This is a genomic window from Acinetobacter wuhouensis (assembly GCF_001696605.3).
In the GTDB taxonomy this organism is placed as follows: domain Bacteria; phylum Pseudomonadota; class Gammaproteobacteria; order Pseudomonadales; family Moraxellaceae; genus Acinetobacter; species Acinetobacter wuhouensis.
Genome location: NZ_CP031716.1, coordinates 3,052,748 through 3,067,155 on the forward strand (window position 1 = coordinate 3,052,748; position 14,408 = coordinate 3,067,155).

At 35.9% G+C, this 14,408-nt stretch carries 17 protein-coding genes; 8 read left to right on the forward strand and 9 right to left on the reverse strand.

The window, feature by feature from the left end; all coding sequences use genetic code 11:
* The first annotated feature begins 58 nt into the window (after nt 1-58).
* Entirely contained in the window at nt 59-508 is a 450-nt protein-coding gene (locus BEN71_RS15180) for a DUF2147 domain-containing protein (RefSeq protein ID WP_068974918.1), read from the forward strand.
* 74 nt (nt 509-582) lie between these two features.
* Here the strand turns inward: BEN71_RS15180 and BEN71_RS15185 are convergent, their stop codons facing one another.
* The 5 genes from BEN71_RS15185 to pdxA all read right to left on the reverse strand — a co-directional run bounded on the left by BEN71_RS15185 (nt 583) and on the right by pdxA (nt 5,559).
* Nucleotides 583-1,434 carry a hypothetical protein gene (locus BEN71_RS15185; RefSeq protein WP_068974919.1) on the reverse strand — a complete coding sequence of 284 codons (852 nt, stop codon included), beginning with the start codon at nt 1,432-1,434 and terminating at the stop codon, nt 583-585.
* A gap of 214 nt (nt 1,435-1,648) precedes the next feature.
* Nucleotides 1,649-2,512 (reverse strand): symmetrical bis(5'-nucleosyl)-tetraphosphatase, encoded by an 864-nt coding sequence (locus BEN71_RS15190; protein ID WP_068974920.1) that lies wholly within the window; start codon nt 2,510-2,512, stop codon nt 1,649-1,651.
* 3 nt (nt 2,513-2,515) lie between these two features.
* The gene (rsmA, locus tag BEN71_RS15195; RefSeq protein ID WP_068974921.1) at nt 2,516-3,328 is read right to left on the reverse strand and encodes a 16S rRNA (adenine(1518)-N(6)/adenine(1519)-N(6))-dimethyltransferase RsmA; all 813 of its coding nucleotides are present in this window, start codon (nt 3,326-3,328) and stop codon (nt 2,516-2,518) included.
* Between the two features lie 360 nt (nt 3,329-3,688).
* Nucleotides 3,689-4,537: a hypothetical protein gene (locus BEN71_RS15200; protein WP_068974922.1), complete on the reverse strand. Its 849-nt coding sequence runs from the start codon at nt 4,535-4,537 to the stop codon at nt 3,689-3,691.
* 50 nt (nt 4,538-4,587) lie between these two features.
* Complete coding sequence (pdxA, locus tag BEN71_RS15205; protein ID WP_068974923.1) at nt 4,588-5,559, reverse strand: 4-hydroxythreonine-4-phosphate dehydrogenase PdxA; 972 nt, start codon at nt 5,557-5,559, stop codon at nt 4,588-4,590.
* 334 nt (nt 5,560-5,893) lie between these two features.
* Between pdxA and rplM the strand changes: the two genes are divergently transcribed.
* Both rplM and rpsI read left to right on the forward strand, forming a co-directional pair.
* Nucleotides 5,894-6,322, forward strand: a complete 429-nt coding sequence (gene rplM, locus BEN71_RS15210; RefSeq protein ID WP_068974924.1) for a 50S ribosomal protein L13 — start codon at nt 5,894-5,896, stop codon at nt 6,320-6,322.
* Nucleotides 6,323-6,334: 12 nt separating this feature from the next.
* Complete coding sequence (gene rpsI / locus BEN71_RS15215) at nt 6,335-6,721, forward strand: 30S ribosomal protein S9 (RefSeq protein WP_068974925.1); 387 nt, start codon at nt 6,335-6,337, stop codon at nt 6,719-6,721.
* A 357-nt stretch (nt 6,722-7,078) separates the two neighbouring features.
* Here rpsI and BEN71_RS15225 read toward each other — a convergent pair whose 3' ends face one another.
* Nucleotides 7,079-7,342: a hypothetical protein gene (locus BEN71_RS15225; RefSeq protein WP_152033048.1), complete on the reverse strand. Its 264-nt coding sequence runs from the start codon at nt 7,340-7,342 to the stop codon at nt 7,079-7,081.
* Between the two features lie 218 nt (nt 7,343-7,560).
* On the opposite strand from BEN71_RS15225, the gene BEN71_RS15230 reads away from it, so the two are divergent.
* From BEN71_RS15230 to BEN71_RS15250, 5 genes are all read left to right on the forward strand, one after another.
* Nucleotides 7,561-8,238 carry a glutathione S-transferase N-terminal domain-containing protein gene (locus BEN71_RS15230; RefSeq protein WP_068974928.1) on the forward strand — a complete coding sequence of 226 codons (678 nt, stop codon included), beginning with the start codon at nt 7,561-7,563 and terminating at the stop codon, nt 8,236-8,238.
* Nucleotides 8,238-8,675: a ClpXP protease specificity-enhancing factor gene (locus BEN71_RS15235; RefSeq protein WP_068974929.1), complete on the forward strand. Its 438-nt coding sequence runs from the start codon at nt 8,238-8,240 to the stop codon at nt 8,673-8,675. Before BEN71_RS15230 ends, BEN71_RS15235 begins: the two co-directional genes overlap by 1 nt.
* 15 nt (nt 8,676-8,690) lie before the next feature.
* Complete coding sequence (locus BEN71_RS15240) at nt 8,691-9,350, forward strand: hypothetical protein (RefSeq protein ID WP_068974930.1); 660 nt, start codon at nt 8,691-8,693, stop codon at nt 9,348-9,350.
* Between the two features lie 449 nt (nt 9,351-9,799).
* The gene (locus tag BEN71_RS15245; protein ID WP_068974931.1) at nt 9,800-10,765 is read left to right on the forward strand and encodes a hypothetical protein; all 966 of its coding nucleotides are present in this window, start codon (nt 9,800-9,802) and stop codon (nt 10,763-10,765) included.
* Between the two features lie 12 nt (nt 10,766-10,777).
* Nucleotides 10,778-11,311 carry a GTP-binding protein gene (locus BEN71_RS15250; protein ID WP_068974932.1) on the forward strand — a complete coding sequence of 178 codons (534 nt, stop codon included), beginning with the start codon at nt 10,778-10,780 and terminating at the stop codon, nt 11,309-11,311.
* On the opposite strand, the gene BEN71_RS15255 is transcribed toward BEN71_RS15250, so the two are convergent.
* From BEN71_RS15255 to BEN71_RS15265, 3 genes are all read right to left on the reverse strand, one after another.
* Nucleotides 11,306-12,154, reverse strand: a complete 849-nt coding sequence (locus BEN71_RS15255; protein ID WP_068974933.1) for a GGDEF domain-containing protein — start codon at nt 12,152-12,154, stop codon at nt 11,306-11,308. The genes BEN71_RS15250 and BEN71_RS15255 overlap by 6 nt on opposite strands.
* 515 nt (nt 12,155-12,669) lie before the next feature.
* A complete protein-coding gene (locus tag BEN71_RS15260) occupies nt 12,670-13,371 on the reverse strand; it encodes a DUF1003 domain-containing protein (protein ID WP_068974934.1) in 702 nt (233 codons plus the stop codon).
* A 555-nt stretch (nt 13,372-13,926) separates the two neighbouring features.
* Nucleotides 13,927-14,370, reverse strand: coding sequence for a hypothetical protein (locus tag BEN71_RS15265; RefSeq protein WP_068974935.1), 444 nt, complete (start codon nt 14,368-14,370; stop codon nt 13,927-13,929).
* Nucleotides 14,371-14,408 lie beyond the last annotated feature (38 nt).

Genomic DNA, 14,408 nt, shown 5'->3' on the forward strand with positions numbered 1-14,408 from the left:
TTTCAAAATGGAGTTCTCTTAAATCAAACCTCATTTGAACTATTTAAAGGAATATAATATGAAAAAATTTAATAAAATCATTTTATCAGCATGCTTACTTGGATTTAGTAGTGTCACCCTAGCTCAAGATATTCTAGGCATGTGGCAAAGCATCGATGATAAAACAGGTGCGCCAAAAGGCGCTGTTAAAATCACAAAAGATGAAAATAATATTTATACAGGTACCATTACCAAATTGACGCCGCGCGTTGGTTATACACCTAAAGAATTTTGTGTTGACTGCCCTGCACCATTTACCAATAAACCCATGATTGGACTAGGTGTAATTCAAGGTTTGAAAAAGGTCGATGACTTCAACTATGTTAATGGAAAAATTTTAGATCCCAATACAGGAAAAATCTATAGTTTAAAAGCAAAATTAAGCCCTAATGGCAAACGTCTCGTTTTAAGAGGTTATATGGGGGTATCTGTACTAGGAAGAAGCCAAACATGGATTCGTTTAGACTAAAACCTAGTTCTACACTAACAAATGCTGATCATATTGAATCTAATCATGATCAGCATACGATTGAATTCACGACGTTATTGTTCATTAGACAAATAATTTAGCCCATGCAGCTTCATTTGTAATCCTGCTTTTGCAGGAATGGCTAAACTAAAATTATTTTTTAAACTCGCAGCAAAATCACCTTGATAAATTTTCATGCCTTGATGGCTTAAATTCGACTTGGCATCAATATATATTTTTTCTCCAATGCCTTCCCATAAACGACAAAAACCGTAGTCTTCAGACAGATAACGTCCCGTTTCTGAATCAACCATGACATCAAAGAAACGATAATGCAGTCCTTGATCTACGACATCTAACGAGTCTGGTACATATTTTAACTCAGGATAATGTTTCATCAATTTTTCAAATACTGCGCGTTTAATCACCATAAATCCTGTTGGTGCTTCACTCATTTCGATAAAGCCATCTTCTTGAATATAAATATCAAGATGTTCTTTACCTTCTTCAGCTCGCGCATTGACCGTATATCTCTGATAATTTGCTAAAAATTGCTCATAAGTCATCTTTTCAGGTAAGCCATCGGCAGGCCAGTGATCACGTTTCAATGGATAAACACCTGCTGCAATATCATAATCCGCTTGTAATAGACGGAAAGCTGCCTCTGCGCTAAATCCAATATCAGAATCAATCCAAAACAAATGTGTCCATTCAGGATTTTCTAAAAATGTCGCAACACAGTTATTTCTTGCACGTGTGATTAAGCTTTCACCTTGCATCAATAAAAATTGCAAAGGCATACCCTTATGTAAAGCTTGATGCTGAAAATTAAGCAGTGAGGTCAAATAATTATGAAAAAACTTGCCATCATGACTTGGAGTCACAACTAGCGGATAAATCGACTTTAGCTCTTCAATTGTTAACATTTTTTATTTCCATCATTATTCAAAGCCAATGAGCACAAACTTTATTAATTCAATATTTTCTTTAAATTTTAAAATAATCATTTTAGTTTGCAACGCTTTGATATTATAAAAAACCCATCTTCGAAACAATTGAAATCATCGTGAATTTAATGATTATTTATTTTCACTCAAAAAGTAGCGTAAAAAAATGCCACAAATCAGCGGCATTTTTTAATCATTCCGAAAACATTGGATTATCGACTTTAAAAACCTCTTTATCCTCTAAACGATAAGCAATCAATTGATGTCCCCAAACACAGCCACCATCGACATTTTGAATATTTTTCTGATTCGGCTTTTGAATGGTTTTACCTTGTAGTGCCGCCCAATGGCCAAACACAATTTGATGACTTTGTGCTGTTTTAGACGCATACTCAAACCAAGGTTTAAAGCCTTCAGGCATTGGCTCATCTAAGGCATCTTTAAAGCTAAACTCTAAACGCCCGTTTGTATCCGTTAAACGCATACGAGTCAAATAATTGGTAATGCAACGTAAACGTGCATTTCCTGTTAAATCCTCTGACCAGACATCAGGTTCAGTGCCATACATTTCTGTTAAAAATGTATCTAAAACTGCAAAATCCTCATGTGAAATAACCGCTTCGACCTCTTTGGCATATTGAGCCGTTTGAGCTGCGTCCCAAATATGTGGAATACCCGCATGGGTCAAAATGGTTTGATCATTTGGAAATACACACAGGGGCTGTTTGCGCAACCAGTCAATCAAGTCATCACTTTCAAGTGCGTGAATCACATCATCGATACGATCTTTGTCTTTGAGTTTTTTAATCCCACGCGCCACAGCAAGTAAATTTAGATCATGATTTCCCAGTATCGTTGCTGCCGCACCACGTTCACAGAGTTTTTTAATGAAACGAATCGCACCGACTGAATTTTCACCACGTGCAATCAAATCACCTGCAAACCAAATAAAATCTTGGTCTGAATCAAATTGGATTTCTTTTAACAAAGCTTTGAGTGCTTCAAAACAGCCTTGCACATCACCAATCACATAGTTATATCGAATTGCACGGGTCATCTATTAAGCCACCATTTGATCTGACAATGCCACAAATTGTGCCAATGTTAAGGTTTCTGGACGTGCCATTGGATCCACGCCTGCACTTTCAAAACCATCTTCCACCAACATCCCTTTTAAGCTATTACGTAATGTTTTACGGCGCTGGGTAAAGACATGTGATACTAAACGCGCTAAAGCTTTTTCATTTTTTGCCACAATCGGTTTAGTTGCATACGGCTCTAAACGAAACACAGCAGAAGTCACTTTCGGTGGTGGATTGAATGAACCAGGCGGTACTTCAAATAAGAATGTCGGTTTACAGAAATACTGAATCATCACCGACAAACGACCATATTCTTTGGTATTTGGCGAAGCTGTGATGCGATCTACCACTTCCTTTTGCAACATAAAGTGCATGTCTTTAACTTTGTCACCAAACTCCAAGAGATGGAATAAAAGCGGTGTTGAAATGTTATATGGCAAGTTTCCAACAACACGTAAAGGACGATCTTGCTGGAAAAGTTCAGTGAAATCGTATTTCAAAGCATCGGTTTCAATGATTGTTAAACGCTCAGGATGCGGCACACGTCGTGGTAAACCTGCTGCCAAATCACGGTCAAGTTCAACCACTGTGAGTGCATCACATTCACCGATTAAAGGCGAAGTTAATGCTGCCAGACCAGGTCCAATTTCAACAATATTGTCCCCTGAACGAGGTGCAACAGAACGTACAATTTTAGCAATTACACGTTGGTCATGTAAGAAGTTTTGTCCAAAACGCTTCCGCGTATGATGCCCTTCATCTTTTGGGTTTAAGGCATTAATTTGATACATAAAAAAATCCAACGTGAAAAATTGATACAAAATCAGTAATAAGCGAAATCAAGCATCTAATAAACAGCAACATTTAGACCAGCGTTTTATACTGTGATGCTAAGAGGGAGAAACGCTACGCATAATTTACAAAAATGAATGAGTCTAAAATCATGTGATTGCTTTAGCTCATTTTGAGATTTTAACACAGCTCTGGCTTAAACGTGATACATCACTCAATCCACAATGATCTTTTCAATGACCTAATCTCCAACTATACATAGATATTGAATCATCCAACAAAAGGCATAGCGCAACCTTAAAGTCTTGCTATGCCTTTTTGATATATGATTCCAATATTTCACTGCATTGGTTGGATCATTAATGCGAATTCGTCTCTAATCTATTGATACGTATAAAAAGATCTTCTGATTTGCTGATATTGTCTTGTGAAGCAAGAAAGACTCGCATTAGCGAATCTCTATTTTTCTGTAAATTTACTGCACTAGCATTTAGAATTTCTTCAGTATCATGTTGAATAGAAAGCAAACTGTCTCGTAATTCTTTTGCTGTTATTTTATTGACACCTAATTCTGCATTTCCTTCTAGTTGCGCTTTTAAATATGCGTTAAATGTTTCAAGATCAGCTTCAAAATCTTCCATACTTGAACGAGAAAACTCATTATTTCCCATCATACTTGCTAATGATCGCATAATGCGTTCAGCGATAAACACTTGATTTTTTGCAATCACAACTTGAGTTGATGGATAATTATCTCGCGCCATTTGATCAACCATCAAATTATATTCAGCTTGAATACCTGGAATGACATCCATAGTAGCTATTCTAAGATCATATAAATGATTAATTTGTTTACTATTCTTTACAAGAATATCAATATTTGCACTAATCTCTTGTCCATCTTGCAATATTTGATTGGCTTCTTTGTCATTTGAATAATCTTTCTGAATCACAGCTAAAGCGTCTTTGAGTTTTGTTTGGCTATTTTCGAGTGCTTTTATTGTTTCTATGCTTCCCGAAGCCATTACCTGTTCAGTTTGTTTAGGAATCAATAAAGATAGAACCTTTAGATCACAAAGACTTTTCTGATCTGTCCCCAACGAGCAGGCAGACAGCATGGAGGCGATCATGACCGCCCCGATCATACTCATCCACCTAAAGCTCAATAAGGAATAATCTGCTTTTTTATGGCGTATCTTGTTATACATTTTCAAACCCTTTCTTATGTTGTTTTAAATAATAATTTTTAAATAACCAATTATTTACGACGCGCTAACTCCAATGCCAAATCCACAGCTACATGTAAACTTGAGCTTTTGGCTAAACCTGTTCCTGCCAAATTAAGTGCAGTACCATGATCCACCGAAGTTCGTATAAATGGTAAGCCCAAAGTAATGTTAATGGCTTCACCAAACCCTTGAGATTTTAGCACAGGTAAGCCTTGATCGTGATACATTGCGAGAACAGCGTCTGCATCTTTTAGATTTTCAGGGGTAAATAAAGTATCCGCCGGCATGCTCAGACTCATATTCACGCCTTGCACTCGATAGCTTTCAAGCACTGGATTAATGGTGTCAATTTCCTCATGCCCGAGATACCCCCCCTCACCTGCATGCGGGTTTAAACCACACACAAGAATGTGGGGATGCTCAATTTTAAATTTGGTTTTTAAATCATGAATCAGAATGTCGATAACTTGATGCAAACGTGGTTTCGTAATCGCATCTGCCACATCTCGCAAAGGTAAATGTGTCGTTGCCAATGCAACACGTAGCGTTTTGGTGGCAAGCATCATGACTACACGATCCACACCAGCAAATTCTTGGTAATACTCAGTATGCCCACTGAAATGAATGCCTGCATCATTGATCACGGACTTTTGTACAGGTGCAGTCGCTACGCCAACACTTTGCTCTTCCACAGCATAATAAGCAGAACGACGAAGCTGTTCTAATACATAAGCTGAATTTTCAGGATTTAATTCACCTAAAACTATGTCTTGATTTAAAGGCACATGCTCGACAAATAGTTGACCTTGAAGTGATGATTGCTCTTGTTGTTGATATTCAATGATTTCAATATTTTTATTTAAAATTTTGGCACGATCACGCAACATATTAATGTCTGCTAAGACCACGACTGGGCGCTCATCGGCACGATCTGCCAAACTCAAACAAATATCAGGACCTATACCTGCAGGTTCGCCACTTGTGACATATAAAGGAAGCATGACAATCCACTCAAGCCAATCTAAATTAATTCTATTATACGCGTGAATAACTATTTTTCTTTTCTAAGCTTTTAAATATTTGCTCATCAATATTCATGGTTATTCAGCTTCGATTTTGATTATCAATTGAGCGCTCCTCAATTCTAATACATTGATTAAACAGCTCAACAATTCATCTCAATTAAGCTTTGCTTTTTAAATCAACAATCAGTACAATAATGCACCTGAAATTCTAAATTTCGATTGTGGATTCTTCATGTTTCAGATAGAATTCGCACTCCTTTTGTTTGGACAGATTCCATAGTCCAAACCAACTATAATAGGTAGTGGTTTAATGAAAACTCTCAGCGCTAAGCCTGCTGAAGTTCAACACGACTGGTACGTTGTTGATGCTTCTGGCAAAACTTTAGGTCGCCTTGCGACTGAAATCGCTCGTCGTTTACGCGGTAAACACAAAACTTCTTATACTCCTCACGTTGACACTGGTGACTACATCGTTGTTATCAATGCTGAGCAAGTACAAGTGACTGGTAAAAAAGCACTTGATAAGAAATACTATCGCCACACTGGTTTCCCTGGCGGTATTCGTGAAACTAATTTCGAAAAATTAGTTGCTCACAAACCAGAAGAAATCTTCGAACGTGCTGTTAAAGGCATGTTGCCAAAAGGTCCTCTTGGTTATGCAATGATCAAGAAAATGAAAGTGTACGCTGGTACTGAGCATCCACATACTGCTCAACAGCCACAAGTTTTGGACATCTAAGGGATACTGCACATGGCTACTAATTATGGTACAGGTCGCCGTAAGACCGCAACTGCACGTGTTTTCCTATCAGCTGGTACTGGTAAACTCGTAATCAACAACCGTACTCTTGAACAGTACTTCGGTCGTGAAACTGCTCGTATGGTTGTTCGTCAACCACTTGAGCTTTTAGAAGCTACTGAAAAATATGACCTTTACATCACTGTTGCTGGTGGTGGTATCGGTGGTCAAGCTGGCGCTATCCGTCACGGTATTACTCGTGCATTGATCGCTGCTGACGAAACTTTAAAACCTGCTCTTCGTCAAGCTGGTTTCGTTACTCGTGATGCTCGTGAAGTTGAACGTAAGAAACTTGGTTTACGTAAAGCTCGTAAACGTCCTCAATTCTCTAAACGTTAATTCGTTTACCGAATCGGACAAAAAACCTTGGCTTTTGCCAAGGTTTTTTTATGTGCTAAATAAGCTTAAAATCCAATATGATTCGATAAATCAAAACTCCGATACCGATAACCAAACAAATACAACCTAAAATAATCATAACTAAAGAGAATATGCTCTTCCATCGATCCTCAGGATATTCATCAAAATTCGCATCCGACTGGTATTCAGCATCCAAAACTGTATAAAAGCCGATTCCTACAAATAGGGCTGTGAATATCAAAAATAATTTGCCAGATATAATCTCATCCATAACAAACAAGCTATCAAAGACCAGACTGAATCAAAATCATAAACTGATAGAAAGATTCATTCGGCCTATGGAGGACATGAGCCGTGCCCTACTCCAATACCTTGAGCATTGAGCGTTTGTGTATAAGTACAACCTTTACTTTCATAAACCACTATTCGTGTTGCTTTGCGTTCCGATTCAGAGATTAAATTACATTCTTCACTAGTGGGCTGTTTATGACAAATGATTACTTTACATACCTTTATACCATCACATGGATTAGCACGACTAAAATCAATATCGATCTGATCCACGACCACCTCAGTGCCATCCGCAGGTAGTACAGCCATTGAGTCAGTATCATCAGATTGAAATGAAGCACACCCAAGAAGAGTAAAACACCCTATAAGTAGCATTATATAAGAGATTTTTTTCATATAGCTTAGCCTTATTCATTTTCAATTATTATCAAAATTATTTTTCTTATCAGATCATCCCAAAGTCTCCGTGATTTTACTGTCTAATTTTAGTATCCTATCCTATTCACTTTAACACCAATTTGGGAAATATGACCGTCGAAAATGCACCTCTGCAAGGGATTACACTGTATAGCCACGAGGATGACTTTCGCTCACATTGGATTAGATTTCTACTTGCTGAAAAGCAAATCAAACACAATTTAATTATTGTCGATGAAGATGATGAGGATTTAGCAAGCCTGAACCCATACAATCAGTTGCCAATGCTCATTGAGAATGACTTAAAACTATTTAATACCACGATTATTTCTGAATATCTTGATGATCGTTATCGTCAAAACAAACTCTATGCTGACGCCCCTGCGCCACGGGCAGAACAACGACAGTATATTTGGCGTTTAGAACAAGACTGGCTAAGACTTGCTGACATCATGTTACGTCATCCAGACACGCTTGATCAGATCGCAAGTCAAAAAGCACAAAAACAATTACGTGATACTTTGGTTTCACTTACCCCACTATTTCAACATTTTCCATATTTCATGTCGGAACACTTTACAATTTTAGATTGCATGTTAGCGCCAATTTTCATACGGTTAAAACTAATGGGAATTGAATTACCCAAACAGCAATGTCGTCCAATTTTTCTATACTGTCAGCGGATTTTTAGCCGCCCTGCTTTTCTGAAATCTATGACATTTCAGGAAAAAAACCGATATAGTGAATTTTTAAATCCATCGTTAGCAAATCAAAAGAGTAATTTCTAATGTCTGAACAAGAATTAAACCTCACTCCAACGCGTCCATATCTTGCCCGTGCAATTTATGAATGGATTTGCGACAATAACTTAACACCATATATGCTTGTGGACGCCACTAAACCTTATACAGATGTTCCGCAACAGTTTGTAAATGATGGACAAATTGTTTTAAATATCGTTCCTCATGCAGTACACATGCTAAATATTGGCAATGAAGCTGTGACTTTTTCAGCACGTTTTGGTGGTGTATCCAAGGACATTTATGTTCCAATGAATGCCATGCTCGGACTCTATGCCAAAGAAAATGGACAAGGATTATTCTTTGATCCTGACGAATATGCCAATGTGCAAATAGATGAAGATGCTTTAAAATCAAACGTTAGCCAAGAGGCTGAAACATCAGACACAACTAAGAAGAAACCAAGTTTAAGAATCTTAGAATAGAGCAAGGAGAACTGAATGGCTTTTGATCTCGTACAATACTTCGTTGAGCAGGTAAAAATTCAAAAGCCTCAGCTCCTATCTCAGTTGTCACCTGAACAGCGTCAAGCAAATATTGAGGAAATTAATGCTTTGACTTTAGGTAAATTGATCACGCTATGGCGTAAAGATGAAGACGTCCTGTACCAAGAAATTTTTACACCAAATCATCTATATATCCAAGAAATTTCACGCCATCTCACAACCTCGACACAGAACAAATCTAGTTTAGAAAAAAAAGTGCTTGAACAGGCCACTACAGATATTCTTGAATTACAAATTTTAGAATTAAAACAGCTTGATACCGCAGGTAGTTTAGGTAAACGTGGTTTAAGAGAGTTGGTCATTGGTCAAATTGAACATCTTTCTGGGCAAGCTAAAGATTGGGTTTGGTCAACAAATGAACTAACCGAACTGATTGGCTCTCAACCTATTGAGCAAGAAGAGATATCATTAGATGAAACGATGAAGGAGTTCAATCAAATGGTTAATGTTCAACATACCGATGCACACACAGATCACCCTGAAACAACTGTAATAGAAACAGTAAATCCAACTTGGGCTAAAATTGCTGAACCAATCGTGGCACTGGTTGTGTTATATATTCTTTTTGAAGCTGTTACTAAAGTATTTGCTTAGTTTTTTTAAAACATCACTTAAAAAATAAAAGCGATAGAAAGCGGTCATGATGATCGCTTTTTTTCATAATTAAAAAATTTTAATCCTTTTATTTTTTTAGTGATTAAAATCACAAGATAATAAACATTCATGATTGCAACTACATTAATTTCATTTATATTAAGTTTAACTAAATAATTTATTAGAATATTTAAAATATATAATTAAATTAGGGATAGATTTTCCATAATAATTAGTGTTAATTTAAAGTTATGGAAAAGTTGAATTTTAATCACAAGTTAATAATTCATAAAGAAAATATCATTAAGGATTAAAAATCTTTAAATCATATTTATCAGCCATAGAAATACACTTGAATTTATAAAATGAAAGAATCAACCATTAATTTTAATTAACAACACCTGTTAAAATAAACAGACATTTTAATTTCTAATTTGATAAGTGATATTATGAACAATCAATATATCAATATCGCAATCTCAGGGTTAGGTTTAACAACTTCTGATGATCTTAAAATAAGACTGAGAAAAATTTTACCAACGAGCATAGGTATAAATTGGACAACGATTGCCGATCAAAATATAAGCTGCATTTTGATTAATGAACAATTTTTTGAAAATTCCAATATTCAAAATATTATTCAAAATAAAAATATTCCCTATCTCAAAATTTCAAAGCATAGCGAACAAACTGAAAGCGCAGAAAATAATTTACTCTGTATTCCGATCTATGATGAATGTACTTTAAAAAACTGGGTCAATGTTAGACTTTTAAATCGTACAACTGATACAGAAGAGACAATTACGAACAATAAGATTTCGCCAGATCAAAACCAAATTAAAGACAGTGATTTTTTTGCAGCGCTCTACAAACAAGAAAGCCGTAAAATTATTTTAAGTGATCAACTGGGTACGGTTGCGATCATTGATCACTATGCGCACCTTGTCTGGTTAGAGGCAACGCGTGATGAATATCAAACTGACCGCTCAATTTCCTATAAGGCGGCGACGACTTCTGACTTTATTAAAGTTTCACGAAAACGTCAGTTGAATTTAGAAAATTGGCTATTTAATCTGATCTGGAAAAATCCAGACCTTGTCAGCTTAACCCCTATAAATCATCATTATCGATTAAAGTTTTGGGTTCAGCCCAATGAAATGGATAAAAAACTATTGTTACAACTCATGGCTGCATTTATCCGAGGGGCTGACATTCAACATGTCTCAGATAAACTCAATATTCCTGTGACACTCGTTCAACATTTTATTTCAGCCAATTTGGCGATTCAAAATGCTGAAATCATTTCAGCAAAAGAAAGCTTATTTGATAAATCACAAACCCATGATGAGCCTTCTGAAAATAAAGGAATCTTGAAAAGCTTTTTTGGAAAACTAAAAAGTAGATTTAAGTTCTAAAGGATTACTCAAATGATTATGCAGAAATATAAAATCGTATTTGCTGGCTCTATGGGTGCAGGTAAAACTGAAGCCATTAAATCACTTTCTGAAGTTCCCGTACTGGCAACGGAAGTCTTCAATACAGATGATCAAAGCCACAAAAAACTCAATACCACTGTTGGGATTGATTATGGTGAAGTGACCTTGGATGATGGTAGTAAAGTTGGGCTTTATGGCACACCTGGACAAGGACGCTTCGACTTCATGTGGGGAGTGATCTGTAAAGGGGCGATTGGGGCGATCTTATTGATTGACCACAGCTTAGAAAACTCTTTAGATGAACTCAGTTATTATATTAAAACCTTTAAACAATATAGCGATAACATTGTCATCGGCATTACCCATATTGATGATGATATGAACAAATCAACCCATCAATACCGCCAATGGCTTATGGATCATCGACTTGATTTCCCAGTATTTTTTATGGATGCTCGTCAAAAAAGCGATGTATTACTCTTGTTAGAAACATTGATCACATCCATTGAAGTGAAATACTTATAGTGGCTTTTGAATCGTAGTTTGCGACTTTCCTTGTGCTTTAGACTGATACATCAGCACATCTGCTTGATGCGTTGCTTCATCCATATTTTCAGGTAACTTATTATAAATATGGATCCCCATGCTAAAATCCACACCAAACTGTTGTTTCAATCCACTCAACCCAAATCGTTCACGCAGTCTTTTTGCATAATCTTCAATGCCTGACAAGTCTGTATCGTGTAAAATCACCACGAATTCATCTCCTCCCAAACGAGCAACCACATCTGAATGGCGTGTTGCCTGCTGAAGCACTTGCGCAAATTCAATCAATACCGCATCACCTTTACTATGCCCATAGGTATCATTCACAGCCTTAAAGCCATCTAAATCAATGATTCCCACAGCCAGTGTTTGTTCTTTTTTAGGGTTTCTCTTTTTTAATATTTGATATTCTAAATTCAAAGCACGTGTATTATTTAAAGATGTCAAAGAGTCCTTCATTGCCATCAAGGTCATATCATTTAAATTTCTTTTGATTCTCAGCAATAAAAACGCCACTGTACTAAAAAAAACCAGTCTGACACAGGCATTCCAGAAAGGAATTACAGGATTTGAATAATGATGACCTGCACCATAATCTGCATATAACCATGTCAATGCAGATAAAATGACAGTCGCAATCACGATATATTTATTGTCATACCATGCTGCGATTGAAACTGGGATTAAATAGAAAACTGCAAAGGAATACTCATAACCTGTTGCGAGGTCAATGATTCCCCAAGTTAATATAATAAGCAGAAGAGTCAAACGACGAATAACAGATGAATCAATAAATAAAAATGTCTCCAATTGTTTAATCATATAACCCTATCCTTGATGACAAAACACAAACGAATCAACATGATTCAAAGCAAACTTTATTAAAAATTAAAATATTCAATAAAACAATGTAATTTATATAATTATTTTTAAAAATTCTGAGGGTGAGTGGGAAAACACAACTCTGGTTTACTTCAACTATTAAAACTTGGTAAGTTTTAATCCTATTGCCTATACACTTTTGATCTATAGCGTCCTAAGCCGAATCGAGACCTTTTGGGTATGTACTACACACACGTTGTACGCAACTGGTAGCAATCTACTCTTTCCGATCCCTTCACCCTTGAAGTAAATATTAGCGAAACTGAGTCAGAATTATTTCCCTATGATTCAGCGTTTTTGGGTAAATAGAGAAAATTTTCCCGTGTATTACATCAATCAAAGAATTTTTTATTCTCAAGTAATTTTTAATCCCATTTTATTCTCATAAACCATAACTTATAAGAAATATATTTCTCACACATTTAAAACATTAAATTTTTTTAAAGACGCCGTCATTATTTCTTTTTGCTCATCTCAGACAACAAGTCCAATTGAATCTCCTGAATTTTGGCGAGTTTATCCCACTGATGCATCAATAGATGATCAATTTTTTCATGTAAATGACGTATTTCTAATTCTGCCTTTAAATTGATCTGATAATCATTTTGTGAGCGTAAACGATCTTTTGCTTCTTGACGATTTTGACTCATCATAATGATGGGAGCTTGCACAGCAGCTAGGCATGACAAAATCAAATTCAGCAGAATAAATGGATAAGGATCAGCTGGTTGTTTTACCATAACAACGGTATTCACTAAAATCCAAATCGTCAAAAATAGTGTGAAGCAAATTAAAAAAGCCCAACTACCACCAAAAGTCGCTATTTTGTCTGCAAGTCTCTCCCCCAGTGACCAATTTTGTTCAACTTGTCCTTCGGTATTTTTTGTTATCAATTCATGTTGTTGCATACTATTTAAGACTTCATACTCAAGGTTTGAAACTTCCCCTTGCTCAGATTGAAGCAATGTTTGCACATACTGCATACGATATTTGGTTAAATCTGCTTTACATATAAAATCTTGCTTGGAACAATCGGGGTAATCTTTAATAATTTCTTCCATAATCACACTACGAATCGCACCCAAAGGAACAAGGTGATGCTGTGGGAAAGATTGCTTACATACCAAACAGACGTGATTTTCAATTTTTCCATTCATCAAATGATCCCCTTATGATTGAAATACGAAATATTTTTCATTTATTTAGGATATTTTAAAATGGATTAAATATCTGATCTATCTTAGGATTGCTTTTATTTTAAAATGCTTAGTTTCTTAATGCTTTAGATTTTTAATTTCTTATTATTTACAACGAATTTTTTAGGGCGAGTGGGAAAACACAACTCTGGTTTACTTCAACTATTAAAACTTGGTAAGTTCTAATCCTATTGCCTATACACTTTTGATCTATAGCGTCCTAAGCCGAATCGAGACCTTTTGGGTATGTACTACACACACGTTGTACGCAACTGGTAGCAATCTACTCTTTCCGATCCCTTCACCCTTGATGTAAATATTAACCAATTCGGCTCGGGATTATTTCCCTGAGATTGCCCCAATTAAAGTTTATTTGAAAAATTTTCCCAAATAATTTCACCATAAAAGAAAAAATTTCCAAATAGGCATTATTCATGATTTTTTATTGCAAAAAACCATGAATATCTGCAAATTTAAACATCAAGTTTAAGTGGGTAAATCATTCAACATCATCAATTAGGCGAGACGTTGCTCTTGTAGCTTTTTCTTGTGTAATAATTGCTTATATTGTTCAGTCATTGCCTCAACATTCTCTTTTAAGAATAAATCTAGCTGCTCAGACACCTTGGCTTGATTTAAATTTTTATAAACCAAGTCATAGTTTTTCTTACGTGTTAACAAGCCTAAAAACTCTTTATTTTCAGTCACCACTTGAATATTACTTTCAACTTGAAAGACGGGTTCTGATTGACTGGACTGGGTATTGAGCTGAATATCCAGATACTGCTGTGTTTCAGTATTTAATACAGCAAAGGAAATTTCAGTCTTATTCAATGGACTCATAAATATTCGACGCCAATTTATGGCATAAAACTTCGCCTGAATTTGGTTAATGTCATCTGTTTCAAATGACTGGGTATTTTGCTCAGGCAAATTAATTTCGACCTCAAATTTACTCATTGTATTCACCTATCCATGTGATATTTGTATTATGGTTA

Excerpts from the sequence above, each read along its gene's own strand:
- BEN71_RS15180 (WP_068974918.1), top strand. The coding sequence starts at position 59 with ATGAAAAAATTTAATAAAATCATTTTATCAGCATGCTTACTTGGATTT.
- BEN71_RS15185 (WP_068974919.1), bottom strand. The coding sequence starts at position 1,434 with ATGTTAACAATTGAAGAGCTAAAGTCGATTTATCCGCTAGTTGTGACT.
- BEN71_RS15190 (WP_068974920.1), bottom strand. The coding sequence starts at position 2,512 with ATGACCCGTGCAATTCGATATAACTATGTGATTGGTGATGTGCAAGGC.
- rsmA (WP_068974921.1), bottom strand. The coding sequence starts at position 3,328 with ATGTATCAAATTAATGCCTTAAACCCAAAAGATGAAGGGCATCATACG.
- BEN71_RS15200 (WP_068974922.1), bottom strand. The coding sequence starts at position 4,537 with ATGTATAACAAGATACGCCATAAAAAAGCAGATTATTCCTTATTGAGC.
- pdxA (WP_068974923.1), bottom strand. The coding sequence starts at position 5,559 with ATGCTTCCTTTATATGTCACAAGTGGCGAACCTGCAGGTATAGGTCCT.
- rplM (WP_068974924.1), top strand. The coding sequence starts at position 5,894 with ATGAAAACTCTCAGCGCTAAGCCTGCTGAAGTTCAACACGACTGGTAC.
- rpsI (WP_068974925.1), top strand. The coding sequence starts at position 6,335 with ATGGCTACTAATTATGGTACAGGTCGCCGTAAGACCGCAACTGCACGT.
- BEN71_RS15225 (WP_152033048.1), bottom strand. The coding sequence starts at position 7,342 with ATGGCTGTACTACCTGCGGATGGCACTGAGGTGGTCGTGGATCAGATC.
- BEN71_RS15230 (WP_068974928.1), top strand. The coding sequence starts at position 7,561 with ATGACCGTCGAAAATGCACCTCTGCAAGGGATTACACTGTATAGCCAC.
- BEN71_RS15235 (WP_068974929.1), top strand. The coding sequence starts at position 8,238 with ATGTCTGAACAAGAATTAAACCTCACTCCAACGCGTCCATATCTTGCC.
- BEN71_RS15240 (WP_068974930.1), top strand. The coding sequence starts at position 8,691 with ATGGCTTTTGATCTCGTACAATACTTCGTTGAGCAGGTAAAAATTCAA.
- BEN71_RS15245 (WP_068974931.1), top strand. The coding sequence starts at position 9,800 with ATGAACAATCAATATATCAATATCGCAATCTCAGGGTTAGGTTTAACA.
- BEN71_RS15250 (WP_068974932.1), top strand. The coding sequence starts at position 10,778 with ATGATTATGCAGAAATATAAAATCGTATTTGCTGGCTCTATGGGTGCA.
- BEN71_RS15255 (WP_068974933.1), bottom strand. The coding sequence starts at position 12,154 with ATGATTAAACAATTGGAGACATTTTTATTTATTGATTCATCTGTTATT.
- BEN71_RS15260 (WP_068974934.1), bottom strand. The coding sequence starts at position 13,371 with ATGAATGGAAAAATTGAAAATCACGTCTGTTTGGTATGTAAGCAATCT.
- BEN71_RS15265 (WP_068974935.1), bottom strand. The coding sequence starts at position 14,370 with ATGAGTAAATTTGAGGTCGAAATTAATTTGCCTGAGCAAAATACCCAG.